This window comes from Microbacterium sp. 71-36, from assembly GCF_001898305.1.
Lineage (GTDB): Bacteria > Actinomycetota > Actinomycetes > Actinomycetales > Microbacteriaceae > Microbacterium.
Genome location: NZ_MKTP01000001.1, coordinates 227,631 through 241,170, shown reverse-complemented (window position 1 = coordinate 241,170; position 13,540 = coordinate 227,631). Strand labels below are relative to the sequence as shown.

The window sequence follows — 13,540 nt, the reverse complement described above, 5'->3', positions numbered from 1 at the left end:
GGCCGGGGATCAGATTCCGAGGTCGCCTTCGAACTGTGCGGCCTCGAGACGGGCCTTGACGGCACCGAGGAAGCGGGCGGCGTCCGCACCGTCGATGATGCGGTGGTCGTACGAGAGCGCCAGGTAGACGTACGAACGCACCGAGATCGCGTCCTTGCCGTCGACCGAGACGACACCGGGCTTCTTCACGACCGCGCCGAGGCCGAGGATGGCCGACTGCGGGAGGAAGACGATCGGAGTGTCGAACAGTGCGCCGCGCGAACCCGTGTTGGTCAGCGTGAACGTGCCCCCGGCGAGCTCGTCGGGCTTCAGCTTGTTGTCGCGCGTGCGCGCGGCCAGGTCGGCGATCTCACGGGCCAGCTGCGCGATGTTCTTCTCACCGGCATCCTTGACGACCGGAGTGAGGAGCCCGCGCTCGGTGTCGACCGCGATCGAGACGTTCTCGTGGGCCGGGTAGACGATCTCGTCGCCCTCGACCGTGGAGTTGATGATCGGGTAGGTCTTCAGCGCCTCGACGGCGGAGAGCGCGAAGAAGGGCAGGAACGACAGCTTGTCACCCGTCTTCTGCTGGAACTCGCCCTTCACGCGGTCGCGGAGGGCCGCGACCTTGGTGACGTCGACCTCGACGACGGTCGTCAGCTGAGCCGTCGCCTGCATCGATGCGACAGCACGCTCCGCGATGACCTTGCGCAGACGCGTCATCTTCTGCGTGGTACCCCGCAGCGGCGAAACCTCGACCGGCGCGGCAGGTGCGGCAGCCACCGGCGCGGCGCTCGCCGCGGGAGCGGACTTCGCAGCCTCAGCGGCCTTGAGGACGTCTTCCTTGCGGATACGCCCACCGACGCCGCTCCCCGAAACGGTGGCGAGGTCGACGCCCTGCTGCTGGGCCAGACGGCGCACCAGCGGGGTGACGTAGGTGATCTCGTCGCCGCCGGCCGCGGGAGCCGTAGGCGCCGCGGACTGGGCTGCGGACGGAGCGGGCGCGGCGGGCTGCGCCGCGGGGGCGGGCTGCTCGACCGGCTTCTCGGCCGCGGGGGCGGCGGGTGCGGGCTGCTCGGGCGCCTTTTCCTCAGCGGGGGCTTCCGGAGCGGCGGCGGGCGCCTCGGGGGCTGCGGCCGGGGCCGCGCCGCTGCCGATGCGGGCGAGAGCGGAACCGACGGCGACCGTCTCGTCCTCCTGGACGAGGATCTCCTGCAGGGTGCCGGCGACCGGCGACGGGATCTCGGTGTCGACCTTGTCGGTCGAGATCTCGAGGAGGGGTTCGTCGACCGCGACGTCGTCGCCGACGGCCTTGAGCCAGCGCGTGATCGTGCCTTCGGTCACGCTCTCGCCGAGTTCGGGGAGCTTGACCTCGGTCGCGTCGGACGAGGCGGCGGGCTGCGCGGCGGGGGCCGGCTCCTCAGCGGGCGCGGATTCGGCCGGAGCCGGCTCCTCGGCGGCCGGGGCCGGAGTCTCCTCGGCGGGGGCGGCCTCGGGAGCGTCGTCCGAGGACGACGCACCGGAGCCGTCACCGATCTTCGCCAGGACGGCGCCGACCTCGACGGTCTCGTCCTCCTGCACGAGGATCTCCTCGATGACGCCGGAGACGGGCGAGGGGATCTCGGTGTCGACCTTGTCGGTCGAGATCTCCAACAGGCCTTCGTCCTCCTGGACGGTGTCACCGACCTGCTTGAGCCAGCGGGTGACCGTTCCCTCGGTCACGCTCTCGCCGAGAGCGGGGAGGACGACGGAAGTGCTCATGGATATGTCTCCTTCGTACCGGATGCGGTATCTAGCTTAGTGACGGCTGAGGGTCAGAGTGCGTGCAGCGGCTTGCCTGCCAGGGCGAGGAACGCCTCGCCCAACGCTTCGCTCTGTGTGGGGTGGGCGTGGACGAACGGCGCGATGTCCTCCGGGTGGGCTTCCCACCCGACGGCGAGCTGCGCCTCGGTGATGAGCTCGCCGACCCGGTCGCCGACGAGGTGGGCTCCGACGACGGGACCGTCGACGCGGCGGACGATCTTCACGATCCCCGAGGTCCCGATGATCTCGCTGCGACCGTTGCCGGCCAGGTTGTACTCGTACGCGCGGACGCCGTCGGCGCCGAAGCGCTCCTGGGCCTGCGCTTCGGTCAATCCGACGGAGGCGACCTCGGGATGCGAGTACGCGACGCGCGGCACATCGACGTCCGGCACCAGCACCGGAGAAAGACCCGCGATCTCCTCGGCCACGAAGATGCCCTGCTGGAACCCGCGATGAGCGAGCTGAAGACCGGGCACGATGTCGCCGACGGCCCAGACGTGCGCGGCCGTGGTGCGCAGACGCTCGTCGGTCTGCACGAAGCCGCGATCGAGGCGGACGCCGGCCTCCTCGAAGCCCAGGCCCGCCGTGGACGGGCCCCGACCGACGGCCACGAGCACATAGTCGGCTTCGAGTTCGGTGCCGTCATCGAGGCTCACCGTCACCGACGATTCGGTCTGCGTGAGGGACGAGAAGCGGCGGCCGAGCTGGAATCCGATCCCGCGCTTGCGGAACGCGCGTTCGAGCGCCTTGCTCGACGAGACGTCCTCGGCCGGCAGCAGATGGGGCAGAGCCTCGACGATCGTGACCTCGACGCCGAACGAACGCCACACGCTGGCGAACTCCACGCCGATGACGCCACCGCCGAGGACGACCACGCGCTCGGGGACGACATCCAGATCGAGCGCCTGCTCGCTGGTGAGGACGCGTCCCCCGATGTCGAGCCCGGGGAGCGTTCGACTGTACGACCCCGTCGCGAGGATCACGTCGGACCCGCGGTAGACGTCGTCTCCGACCCGCACAGCCGCGCCGCTCTCGAGCGAACCCTCGCCACGGACCACCCGGATGCCGCGGGCCGAGATCAGGCCCTCGAGGCCCTTGAACTTCTTCGCGACGATCCCCTCGCGGTAGGCCCGGACGCCGGCGGGGTCGATGCCGTCGAACGACGCCACGACGCCGATGTCGGCCGCGCCGCGAGCCGCATCGGCGACCTCGGCCGCATGCAGCAACGCCTTCGTGGGGATGCAGCCTCGATGCAGACAGGTCCCGCCGAGCTTGTCCTTCTCGACGAGCACGACGTCCTTGCCCAACTCGGCGAGACGCAGCGCGGCGGCGTATCCACCGCTGCCACCGCCGAGGACGACGACGTCGGCCACGAACTCGGTCACCGGACGCTCCCCGCCGAGATCAGCTCGATGAGCGAGCGCACGGTCGCACCGGTCACGCCCTTGTCGGTGAACCCGAAGGGCGCGGACTTGTTCATGCCGACGCCGGCGATGTCCAGGTGCACCCAGGGGATGCGCGGGGCGTCCGCTTCCTCGGACACGCGTCCGACGAAGTGCCGCAGGAAGAGCCCGGCGAAGAGCGAACCGCCCGCGGGGTCGCCGATCTTGGCGTTCTGCAGATCGGCGATGGGGGAGTCAAGCTCGTCCACCATGTGTGCGGGGAGCGGCAGCTGCCAGGCGAGTTCGGACACCCGCTCCGCGGCGGCGAGATACTCGGCCACCGCCTCGTCGTCGCCCATCACGCCGGTGTGGCGGTTGCCGAGGGCGACCGTGATGGCACCGGTGAGGGTCGCCACGTCGACGATGAGATCGGGGTTCTCCCGGCTTGCGGCGACGAGACCGTCCGCCAGCACCAGGCGTCCCTCGGCATCCGTGTTGAGCACCTCGACAGTGGTTCCGTCGAGCATGCGCAGCACATCGCCCGGGCGCGTCGCGCGCCCCGAAGGCATGTTGTCGGCGATGCACAGCCAGGCGCTCACACGCACCGGCAGCGCCATCTCGGCGGCGGCCCGCAGCACGGCGAGCACGGTGGCGGCACCGCACATGTCGTACTTCATCCCGACCATGGATGCCGCGGGCTTCAGCGACAGCCCACCGGTGTCGAATGTGATGCCCTTGCCCACGAGGGCGACGAAGCGGTCGGCGTCGGCCGGGGAGTACTCGAGGTGGACGAGACGCGGCGGGCGATCGGAGCCCTGGCCGACACCCAGGATGCCGCCGTAGCCGCCCTCCGTGAGCGCGTGCTCGTCCAGCACGGTCACCGTGACGGGCAGACCGTCCACGGCGGCGACCGCGGCATCCGCGAAGTCGGCCGGGCCGAGCCACTCCGCGGGCGTCGTGACGAGGTCCTTCACCAGGGCGACAGCCCCCGCGACCGCGGCGACCGCGGACTGCTCGGCGTCCGTGGGCCGCGTGGTCGTGTGGACGGTCACGCGCGACGCGCGGGCCCTCGGCGCCTCGCTTTTGTACCCGGCGAAGCGGTATCCGCCCAGCGCCGCGCCTTCGGCGAGCGGAGCCCACGACGCCTCCACCAGCGACTGCACCGCCACGTGCTCGAAACCGGTCAGCTGACGCAGGCCCGTCCCCACGGCGTCGCGGAGAGCGGCGACGTCGGGCGCGGCCCCGGCGCCGACGACGGCCACCGGCAGGGACACGCCGGGCACGTGCACGCGCTGGAAGGAGCCGGCCCCACCGGTGAACCCCACCGCGGTCAGCGAACTCGTGAGACCGTCCCATCCATCCGGGTCCGGAGCCGAGCTGTCGGACTTCGCGACCACCAGGAGGATCGCATCGGCGCCGGAGTCGAGGACGGGGACATCGGAGTACGTCACGGAGGGGAATGGCATAGCTTCCATCCTAGGTTCGCGGGTGTTCGCTAGCAGCGGGACGCACCGCCGCCGCCGTGTCGGACGCGGCTCGTAGAGTGGAGACATGCCGCATCACGCACCGCTGTACGACCGCGCCCCCGCCGCGCCGCCGGTGCCGTCCGGGCTTCCGCTGGTCATCGCGCTCACCGGCTTCACCGACGCGGGAGGTGCGGTGACCCGTCTGGTCGAGTACTTCCGCGACGACCTCGAACCCCACCCCGTCGTCGTCTTCGACAACGACACGTTGCTCGACTACCGGGCCCGTCGTCCGCTCATCACGTTCGTCGAAGACCATCTCACCGACTACCGCCCGCCGCGGCTCGAGCTCTCGCTCGCACACGACTCTCTCGGGCATCCGTTTCTCCTGCTCGCCGGCTACGAGCCGGACTTCCTCTGGGAGGCGTTCGCCGAGAGCGTGCTCGAGCTCAGCGCCGGTCTGCAGGTGTCGTCGATCACGTGGGTGCACGCCATCCCGATGCCGGTTCCGCACACGCGCCCGATCGGCACCACCGTCAGCGGTACCCGCAGCGATCTCGCCGAGGCGCACTCGGTATGGCGTCCGCACACGCACATCCCCTCGACCGTCGGCCACCTGCTCGAGTACCGGTTCGCCGAGGCCGGTGCGAAGGTCGCCGGCTTCGCCCTGCTCGTCCCGCACTATCTCGGCGACACCGAATACCCGGCCGCGGCCCTGGCCGGTCTCGACAGCCTGACGGTCGCGACGGGACTCGTCTTCTCCGGCGAGGTGCTGCGCGAGGAGAACCGCGAGTTCCTCGGCAAGGTCGCCGAGCAGGTCGAGGGCAGCGACGAGCTCACGCGCATGCTGCAGGGCCTCGAAGAGCGGTACGACTCCTACATGGCCGGCTCGACGCAGGCGACCCCCATCATCCACACCGGCGACCTGCCGAGCGCCGACGAACTCGCGGCCGAACTCGAGCGGTTCCTCGCCAACCGTCCCGGCGACGACGATCGCCGCGGCCGCCTGGGCTGACTCGCGCGGAACCCGGGGGAGTGCGCGCCCGGTTCTCCCGAGGCAGATCCGCTTCCCCCGCGTGGGATCGCTCCCGCGGCACAGGGAATACCGAGGCGCCGTGCGCGGTTCCCTACGCATAGATCCCCGGTGCACGTCAAGTCCCGCGCCGGGAATGTGAGACAATGAAGAACCTGACCCGTTGTCGGCCGAACCTGGAGCCCGCTCCACAGGATCGGACTTGACAAGGGTCTTACTAGTGTCCGAGAACGACCGGCGGCCGTGCAACATGCGTTCCCGGTGAAAGGCGAAACGTGGCAGGCACGAACACCAAGACCCGCTCCGGCAGTGAGAAGGACACCGACCTCGACGCTGCCGAGGAGACCGTGACCGCGTCGAAGAAGACCGCGGCCAAGAAGGCCCCCGCCAAGGCGAAGGCGACGCCCGCCAAGGCGAAGTCGAAGGCCAAGTCCGACGACGACCTCGACGAGGACGACATCGAGGAAGAGATCGACGACGAGATCGAAGTCGCCGACGACTCCGACGATGACGACACCGACGGCGACGAGACGGCCAAGCCCGCCGCGAAGAAGTCGGACGACGACGGCGACGACGACGACGAGACCCCGGCGGCGCCCGCCGAGGCCCTGCCGACCGGCGCGATCGTCATCTCGTCGAGCGACGAGGACGACGTCCCTGTCTACTCGGCGCAGATCACCGGTGCGACGGCCGACCCCGTCAAGGACTACCTGAAGCAGATCGGTAAGGTCCCGCTGCTGAACGCGGCCGAAGAGGTCGAGCTCGCGATGCGCATCGAGGCGGGCCTGTTCGCCGAAGAGAAGCTGTCGAACATGTCGGCGGCGGAGAAGACCAGCCAGCTGGGTCTCGACCTCCAGTGGGTCGCTCGCGACGGTCAGCGCGCCAAGAGCCACCTGCTCGGCGCCAACCTCCGCCTGGTCGTGTCCCTCGCCAAGCGCTACACCGGTCGCGGCATGCAGTTCCTCGACCTCATCCAGGAGGGCAACCTGGGTCTGATCCGTGCGGTCGAGAAGTTCGACTACACGAAGGGCTTCAAGTTCTCGACCTACGCCACCTGGTGGATCCGTCAGGCGATCACGCGCGCCATGGCCGACCAGGCCCGCACCATCCGCATCCCGGTGCACATGGTCGAGGTCATCAACAAGCTCGCGCGCGTCCAGCGCCAGATGCTGCAGGATCTCGGACGCGAACCCACGCCCGAAGAGCTGAGCCGCGAGCTCGACATGACCCCCGAGAAGGTCATCGAGGTGCAGAAGTACGGCCGTGAGCCGATCTCGCTGCACACGCCGCTCGGTGAAGACGGCGACAGCGAGTTCGGCGACCTCATCGAGGACACCGAGGCGGTCGTCCCGGCCGACGCGGTGGGCTTCACGATGCTGCAGCGCCAGCTCGAGTCGCTTCTGGACTCCCTGAGCGAGCGTGAAGCGGGTGTCATCCGCATGCGCTTCGGTCTCGGCGACGGTCAGCCCAAGACGCTCGACCAGATCGGCGACACGTTCGGCGTCACGCGTGAGCGCATCCGCCAGATCGAGTCGAAGACCATGGCCAAGCTCCGGCACCCCAGCCGGTCGCAGTCGCTGCGGGACTACCTCGAATGAGCGGCGAGGCCAACGCCGGCAAGGCGCTCACCCGCACCGTCGAGGGCACCTCGTACGCCCGCATCCCGATCCGCACGCGGGTCGTCATGCCGGGCGACGACCTCGACGCATTCATCCTCGAGTACGCGAAGGATGCCGTGCAGCCGGGCGACCTGCTGTTCGTCACCGAGAAGATCGTGGCGATCACGCAGGGCCGCTCCTTCAAGCTCGACAGCATCGAGCCGCGCAAGCTCGCGCTCTTCCTGTCGAAGTACGTCACCCGCACGCCCTATGGCATCGGGCTCGGCATGCCCGAGACGATGGAGATGGCTCTGCGCGAGTGCGGCACACCCCGCATCCTGTTCGCGGCGGCCGTCTCGGCCGTGACCAAGGCGTTCGGGCGCAAGGGCGACTTCTACCGCATCGCCGGCGACAAGGCCCGAGCGATCGACGGCCCCACCAAGGGCACGATCCCGCCGTACAACCAGGCGGTCGTGCTGGGGCCGGAGCGTCCGCGCGAGGTCGCGACGCGGCTGAAGGCTCTGCTGGGCATCGAACTCGACGTCGCCGTCGTGGACATCAACGACCTGGGGGGCAACATCCTCGGTTCGACGATGGACAAGGCCGGCGAGAAGCGTCTCGTGGCGATCCTCAAGGACAACCCGCTCGGCCAGGGACACGAGTCCACGCCGCTGGGTATCGTCCGCGCCGCGGCCTGACGCGTCCTCGATGAACCTCGCACGGGCGAGCAGCCTGATCGCCGCGGGCACCCTGGTGTCGCGCATGACGGGGCTGGTGCGCACCATCGTCCTGGTCGCCGCGATCAGTTCGGTGGGCGCGTCGGCCGATGCGTTCTACGTCGCCAACCAGCTGCCGAACACGGTGCTGACGCTGATCTCGACCGGACTGTTGACGGGTGTGATCGTGCCACGCGTGGTGGCGGTGAGCGCACAGGCCGACGGCGGCCGGATCTTCCTCCCCAAGCTGATCACAGCCGGAGCCGCGATCCTGCTGCTGACCACCGCGGTCGCGATCGCGATCGCCCCGGCGCTGGTCGCCGTGATGGCGAGCGGCTACGACGGCGCGACGCGCGAGCTGACGATCGCGTTCGCCTACTGGTGCCTGCCGCAGATCTTCTTCTACGGCATGTTCGCCCTGATCGGTGAGAGTCTGAACGCCCGCCGCATGTTCACGCCGTACGCGTGGGCCCCGGTGGTCAACAACATCGTCTCCATCGCGGGCTTCGGGCTGTTCATCCTGCTCTTCGGCTTCCATCGCACCGATGTGGGGTGGTGGACGCCGTCGTCGATCGCGCTGGTCGGCGGCACGGCGACGCTCGGCATCGTCGCGCAGACGGTCGTCCTCGCCGTCGCCTGGCGTCGGTCCGGCATCCCCCTCCGTCCCGACTTCCGCTGGCGCGGAGTGGGCTTCGGCAGCATGGGGAGCCTCGCCACGTGGACCTTCGGCATGGTCGTCGTGACGCTCCTCGCCGGCCTCGTCCAGGTGAACGTCATGAGCGCGGCGTCGGGGGAGAACGCCTCCGTCGCCGTGTGGGGCAACGCCTGGCTGATCTACATGGTCCCGTACTCGCTGATCGTGCTGTCCATCGGGACGCCGTACTTCACGCGGATCGCCGAACACGCCGCGGCCGGTCGCGGGGAGGACGTCCGCGCGGACATCAGCGCGGCGATCCGCATCCTCGGGCTGTTCGTCGTGATCTCCGCCGGTGCCCTGATCGCCGCGGCCGCGCCGGCCTCACGGATCTTCACCAGCAGCGCCGCCGACGCCCTCCTGGCCGCGCCCGTACTCATCGCGTTCCTCGTCGGTCTCGTGCCGATGGCCGTGCTGTTCATCATCCAGCGGACGTTCTACGCCTACGGCGACACGCGCACGCCGTTCTTCTTCACCCTCGCGCAGGGCGCCCTGGTCGTCGTCCTGACCCTGGTGGCGGTCACGGTCCCGAAGGAGTTCCTCACCGCGACGGTCGCCTCCGTGCAGACGCTCTGCGGCATCCTGGAACTCCTGCTCGCGATCTGGCTCCTGCGCCGGAAGATCGGCCCCCTCGGCATCCGGAAAGCCGTCTCCTCGCTCGCGGTGTTCGTCGGCGCCGCGATCCCGGCCGCCCTCGCCGGATGGGGGATCTACCTCTGGTCCGGCGCCGAGCAGGGGTGGATGCTCGCCAACCTGCTCTTCGGTGCCGCCGGGACGGCGCTCATCTGCTCCGTGGCGGGCGCGATCTACCTCGGGATCCTCGCCGCGTTGCGGACGCCGGAACTCACGTCCGCGATCTCACTCGTGCGCGCGCGCTTCGGTCGTCGCTGACGCGCGAAGAGCGCGTTCGCGGGGAGTCCGCGCAGTCTCAGCGGCGACGTTCGAGGATGCCGGGCCCGATGGCGTCGCGGTAGCGGTGCAGGAGCCCGGTGCGGATGCCGGACACGCTCGGCTTCATCTGGAACACGCTGGAGTTGTGGTTCGCCTCGATGAGTGCGGGCCCCTCCGGCGTGATCGCGACGTCCCAGCCCACGTAGGGCACGGTGGGCAGGCGGCGGGAGGCCTCCTCGACCATCGCGACCGCCTCGGCGAACAGCGGTACCTGGAATCCGGCGATCTCGACATCGGTGACGGGATGCCGGGTGAAGACGTTGGAGTTCTTGTCGACCCCCGCCCACTGGGCGGTGCCGTGGTCGTCGACCATCGTGAACATCCCGCCGCCGGCGAAGTTGTCGATGACGCCGCCGTTTCCGATGCGCAGCACGGAGGCGATGAGGTGGAAGCTGCCGTCCTGCCGCCGGTAGGTGATCAGGCGGAGCGTGTTGACGCTGCCCGGGTACAGGCGGGCGAGATCCTCGTGCTGGGCGAGGATCTCCTCGACCAACGTACGGTTCTCGGCCACGAGCGTCGCTCGCCAGGTGGCGACGTCGGTGATCTCGTCGGCGGTGAACGTCGTGATGCCGCGTCCGCCCTCGCCGAGCGCGGGCTTGACCAGCACACGCGGATGCCGCGCGAGGAAGTCCACCAGCTCCTGGTCGGTCGCCGTGGCGGCGTCGACCCATTCGCGGCCGATCATGTCGGCGAAGTCGCGGTAGAAGCGCGGCTTGTCGCCCAGCAGCTCGGCCGAGTCGGGACCGTTGAGCGTGTTGTTGAGTCGGATGGCCTTGGGGTGCGTCATCCACGTCCGTCGCTCGCGACCGTTGAGGAGCCGGATGTCCCAGACCGCGTAGTCGCGGAATCCCATCTCGTAGCGCACCGATGACCAGAGCATGTCGGCGATGATGACGGGCAGGGGCGCGCGGGAGACCTTCTTGACCTGACCGGCGAACTCCGTGACATTCCCCAGACTCAGGCGTCGAGCTCGCTGCAGCAGGTACCGGACGCGCAGAGACCTCTGTGACACCTCGACACGCTAACACAGCGCCACCGAGCGTCCGCGGCGCGGGCGCGCGGAGGTCGGCCTCGTATGATGGGTACTTCGGAAGCGCTGCGACGGACGTTCGTCCGGGCGGCGACTGACCTCCGGACGAGAAAGCGATCAGCCTGCCGATGGACATCTCCCCGAAGGCGCGCGCCGCCTACTTCTTCAAGCGCGTCGCCGCATTCCGCCCCTCCCGCGTCTGGACGTTCGCGCGTCAGATCGGTCAGGAGCAGGGCAAGTTCGCTCCGTTCGTGCTCGTCGACATGCTGTGGTGGGCGGCGTTCCACGACACCGCCTACATCGATTACTACGAGGCCGACTTCGCGCTGCTGAACCGTCGCGAGCGCAAGACGTTCATGACCTCCCTCATCCAGCACCACCTCGCCACCGCGGTGAACGACCGCGAGGTCGCGAAGACGCTCGAGAACAAGCTCAACTTCAACCGCGCGTTCGAGGACTTCCTCGGGCGCGAATGGATGCAGCTCGACACCACCGACACCGCCGCGCTGAAGGACTTCGCCGGGCGCCACCCGGTGATCATCGCGAAGGTTCCGGTGAGCCGCGAGGGCAAGGGCGTGTTCCGCTACGACACCGCCGAGGTGACGGACTGGGATGCGTTCCGCGCCGAGCTGCTGGGGAAGGGTCAGATCCTGATCGAGCAGCCGATCGTGCAGCACCCCTATCTCGCGTCCTACTGCGCGGGGACCGTCAACACGACACGCATCACGACCTACTTCGACGGCGAGACCGTCCACCCGATGGTGATGGTGCAGAAGTTCGGGCGCGGCGCGGTGAGCGACCAGTTCACCTGGGGCGGCTTCTTCACGATGCTCGACGACGACGGCCACTCGGTCGGCCCCGGCCACACGGGCAAGCACAAGAGCCGCTACGACGTGCACCCCGAATCGCAGCAGTCGATCGTGGACTTCCAGGTTCCGCTCTGGGACCAGGCGCTGGCGCTGGTCGGCGAGGCCGCGCGCCGGATCCCCGAAGTGCCGTACGTCGGCTGGGATGTCGCCGTCGGGCCGGAGGGGCCGGTCCTGATCGAGGGCAACTGGATCCCCGGGCTCTACGAGACGCGGGTGAGCACGACCGGTATCCGCGAGGGCTCGCGGCCGCGCCACGAGCGGCTGATGGGCGACGCGCTCCGCCGTCGATGACCTCCGACGCCGCGATCTTCACCGCACCCGACGCCGCCGGGGGAGTCTCCCCGGTCGCGCGGGTGTCGGAGCGGAACCTCCGCGCGAATGCGCGGCTCGCCTCGACCGGCCGTGCCGACGATGTGCTCGCCGCCGACGCCTGGGGACACGGCGCCGACTGGGTGGCATCCGTCCTGGCCTCCCTCGGGACCGACCCCGCAGGACTCGACGCGGCCACCCTGTTCGGCCTCCCGGGGGGCGACCCCCGCTCCCGACCCGTGCTGTCCCTGCACGGGCGCGTGCTGGGCACGAAGGCGTTGCTCACGGGAGAGGGCGTCTCCTACGGCTACACGCACCGCGCCGCGCGCGACACGACGGTGGCGCTCGTGACCGGCGGGTACGCGCAGGGTGTCGTGCGCTCACTGGGGAACGCGGCCGACGTCGCCATCGACGGCCGCCGTCACCGCATCATCGGCCGCGTCGCCATGGACGTCTGCGTCGTCGACGTCGACGACGCACGCCCCGTCCGCGGCAGCGGCGTCGTGTTCTTCGGCGATCCCGCCGCCGGTCACCCGGCCCTGGGGGAATGGACGGATGCCACCGGCTGGAACGCCGGAGAGATCGTCGCCGCCGTCGGCGCCCGGGCCGTGCGGACGGTGGTCGCGTGAGCGCCGAATACCGGGTCGATCTCGACGCCTTCGCCCGCAACCTCGCGCGCGTGCGCGAGGCGGTCGCCCCCGCCCGGCACATGCTCGTGGTCAAGGACGACGCCTATGCCCACGGCCTCGAGGCGATCGTGCGGCGCGCGATGACCGAGGGGGTGGAGTGGATCGGGGCGTTCGACGTCGAGACCGGGCGGGCGGTGCGCGCCGTCGCGGGGCCGAACGTGCGCATCTTCGTCTGGCTGCTCGGCGGCGCCGAGGACCTCGCCGCCGGAATCGAGGCGGACCTCGACCTCGGAATCGGCGATCACGCGCTGCTCGACGACCTCGCAGAACTGGCGGCCGCCCCGTCCCCGGCCCGCGTACACCTCAAGATCGACACGGGCCTCCATCGCAACGGCATCCGTCCCGAAGACTGGGAGCGGGCGCTCGCGGCCCTGTCGAGGCTCGTCGACGCGGGGAAGGCCTCGTTCGAAGGTCTGTGGTCGCACATCGCGGAGGCGTCGGATGCCGACGACGACGACGCCCGCGAGATCTTCCTCGCCGCGCGGGCGACCGCCGTCGGCGCGGGCCTCACGCCGCAGTTCTCCCACCTCGCCGCCAGCGCGGCCGGCTTCGCACGGGAGGCGTTCCGCGAAGACCTCGTGCGGGTCGGAGCGTTCTCGTACGGCATCCGCCCCGCCGGTGGCCCGACCGAACGGGATCTCGGGATCGAGCCGATCTCGACGCTGGTCGCTTCGGTGACCTCGGTCGACGGCGACGCGGTGCGTCTCGACCTCGGCAGTCTTCACGGACTCCCCTCGGTGCTGGAGGGACGTTTCTCGGTCGAGACGCCCGCCGGTCCGCGGGGCGTCCGTGCGATCGAACCGGCGTCCACGCTCGTCGACGCGTGGGCCGATGCGACCCCCGGCGACACCGTGATCGTGTGGGGGCGCGGGGGAGCGGTGTCGGCGACGGACCTCGCCGAACTCATCGACACGATCGGCGAGGAGATCGCACTCCGGGTCTCACCGCTCGTTCCCCGCCGGTATACGTCGAACGGGCCCCGCGCCGCTCGGTGAAAAGCGGTCGGGGCCCGTTCGGATGTCGG

11 protein-coding genes are annotated in these 13,540 nt (G+C 70.0%); 7 read left to right on the top strand and 4 right to left on the bottom strand.

Annotated features, from left to right (window positions below):
- Window positions 1-9: 9 nt before the first annotated feature.
- Genes sucB through BGO45_RS01125 form a run of 3 tightly spaced genes read right to left on the bottom strand, consistent with a single transcriptional unit; the run spans window position 10 to window position 4,630 of the window.
- Window positions 10-1,740 (bottom strand): 2-oxoglutarate dehydrogenase, E2 component, dihydrolipoamide succinyltransferase, encoded by a 1,731-nt coding sequence (gene sucB, locus BGO45_RS01135; protein ID WP_292690128.1) that lies wholly within the window; start codon window positions 1,738-1,740, stop codon window positions 10-12.
- Window positions 1,741-1,793: 53 nt separating this feature from the next.
- A complete protein-coding gene (lpdA, locus tag BGO45_RS01130) occupies window positions 1,794-3,167 on the bottom strand; it encodes a dihydrolipoyl dehydrogenase (protein ID WP_292690126.1) in 1,374 nt (457 codons plus the stop codon).
- On the bottom strand, window positions 3,164-4,630 hold the full coding sequence (locus BGO45_RS01125; RefSeq protein WP_292690125.1) for a leucyl aminopeptidase: 1,467 nt from the start codon (window positions 4,628-4,630) through the stop codon (window positions 3,164-3,166). The genes lpdA and BGO45_RS01125 overlap by 4 nt, the downstream gene beginning before the upstream one ends.
- 85 nt (window positions 4,631-4,715) lie before the next feature.
- Between BGO45_RS01125 and BGO45_RS01120 the strand changes: the two genes are divergently transcribed.
- The 4 genes from BGO45_RS01120 (at window position 4,716) to murJ (ending at window position 9,559) form a co-directional block, all read left to right on the top strand.
- Window positions 4,716-5,642: a proteasome assembly chaperone family protein gene (locus BGO45_RS01120; protein ID WP_292690123.1), complete on the top strand. Its 927-nt coding sequence runs from the start codon at window positions 4,716-4,718 to the stop codon at window positions 5,640-5,642.
- Between the two features lie 293 nt (window positions 5,643-5,935).
- On the top strand, window positions 5,936-7,258 hold the full coding sequence (locus BGO45_RS01115) for an RNA polymerase sigma factor (RefSeq protein ID WP_292690121.1): 1,323 nt from the start codon (window positions 5,936-5,938) through the stop codon (window positions 7,256-7,258).
- The gene (locus tag BGO45_RS01110) at window positions 7,255-7,956 is read left to right on the top strand and encodes a coenzyme F420-0:L-glutamate ligase (RefSeq protein ID WP_292690119.1); all 702 of its coding nucleotides are present in this window, start codon (window positions 7,255-7,257) and stop codon (window positions 7,954-7,956) included. The genes BGO45_RS01115 and BGO45_RS01110 overlap by 4 nt, the downstream gene beginning before the upstream one ends.
- A gap of 10 nt (window positions 7,957-7,966) precedes the next feature.
- Window positions 7,967-9,559, top strand: coding sequence for a murein biosynthesis integral membrane protein MurJ (gene murJ / locus BGO45_RS01105; protein WP_292690117.1), 1,593 nt, complete (start codon window positions 7,967-7,969; stop codon window positions 9,557-9,559).
- A gap of 37 nt (window positions 9,560-9,596) precedes the next feature.
- Here murJ and BGO45_RS01100 read toward each other — a convergent pair whose 3' ends face one another.
- The gene (locus BGO45_RS01100) at window positions 9,597-10,631 is read right to left on the bottom strand and encodes a sugar-transfer associated ATP-grasp domain-containing protein (RefSeq protein WP_292690115.1); all 1,035 of its coding nucleotides are present in this window, start codon (window positions 10,629-10,631) and stop codon (window positions 9,597-9,599) included.
- 146 nt (window positions 10,632-10,777) lie between these two features.
- On the opposite strand from BGO45_RS01100, the gene BGO45_RS01095 reads away from it, so the two are divergent.
- Genes BGO45_RS01095 through BGO45_RS01085 form a run of 3 tightly spaced genes read left to right on the top strand, consistent with a single transcriptional unit; the run spans window position 10,778 to window position 13,511 of the window.
- Window positions 10,778-11,809 (top strand): sugar-transfer associated ATP-grasp domain-containing protein, encoded by a 1,032-nt coding sequence (locus BGO45_RS01095; protein ID WP_292690113.1) that lies wholly within the window; start codon window positions 10,778-10,780, stop codon window positions 11,807-11,809.
- Entirely contained in the window at window positions 11,806-12,456 is a 651-nt protein-coding gene (locus tag BGO45_RS01090) for an alanine racemase C-terminal domain-containing protein (RefSeq protein ID WP_292690111.1), read from the top strand. Before BGO45_RS01095 ends, BGO45_RS01090 begins: the two co-directional genes overlap by 4 nt.
- Window positions 12,453-13,511 carry an alanine racemase gene (locus tag BGO45_RS01085; RefSeq protein ID WP_292690107.1) on the top strand — a complete coding sequence of 353 codons (1,059 nt, stop codon included), beginning with the start codon at window positions 12,453-12,455 and terminating at the stop codon, window positions 13,509-13,511. The genes BGO45_RS01090 and BGO45_RS01085 overlap by 4 nt, the downstream gene beginning before the upstream one ends.
- Window positions 13,512-13,540: the final 29 nt, after the last annotated feature.

Bases quoted from the DNA above. Each gene is read 5' to 3' on its own strand.
- sucB (WP_292690128.1), bottom strand. From the start codon at position 1,740: ATGAGCACTTCCGTCGTCCTCCCCGCTCTCGGCGAGAGCGTGACCGAG.
- BGO45_RS01125 (WP_292690125.1), bottom strand. From the start codon at position 4,630: ATGCCATTCCCCTCCGTGACGTACTCCGATGTCCCCGTCCTCGACTCC.
- BGO45_RS01120 (WP_292690123.1), top strand. From the start codon at position 4,716: ATGCCGCATCACGCACCGCTGTACGACCGCGCCCCCGCCGCGCCGCCG.
- BGO45_RS01110 (WP_292690119.1), top strand. From the start codon at position 7,255: ATGAGCGGCGAGGCCAACGCCGGCAAGGCGCTCACCCGCACCGTCGAG.
- murJ (WP_292690117.1), top strand. From the start codon at position 7,967: ATGAACCTCGCACGGGCGAGCAGCCTGATCGCCGCGGGCACCCTGGTG.
- BGO45_RS01095 (WP_292690113.1), top strand. From the start codon at position 10,778: ATGGACATCTCCCCGAAGGCGCGCGCCGCCTACTTCTTCAAGCGCGTC.
- BGO45_RS01090 (WP_292690111.1), top strand. From the start codon at position 11,806: ATGACCTCCGACGCCGCGATCTTCACCGCACCCGACGCCGCCGGGGGA.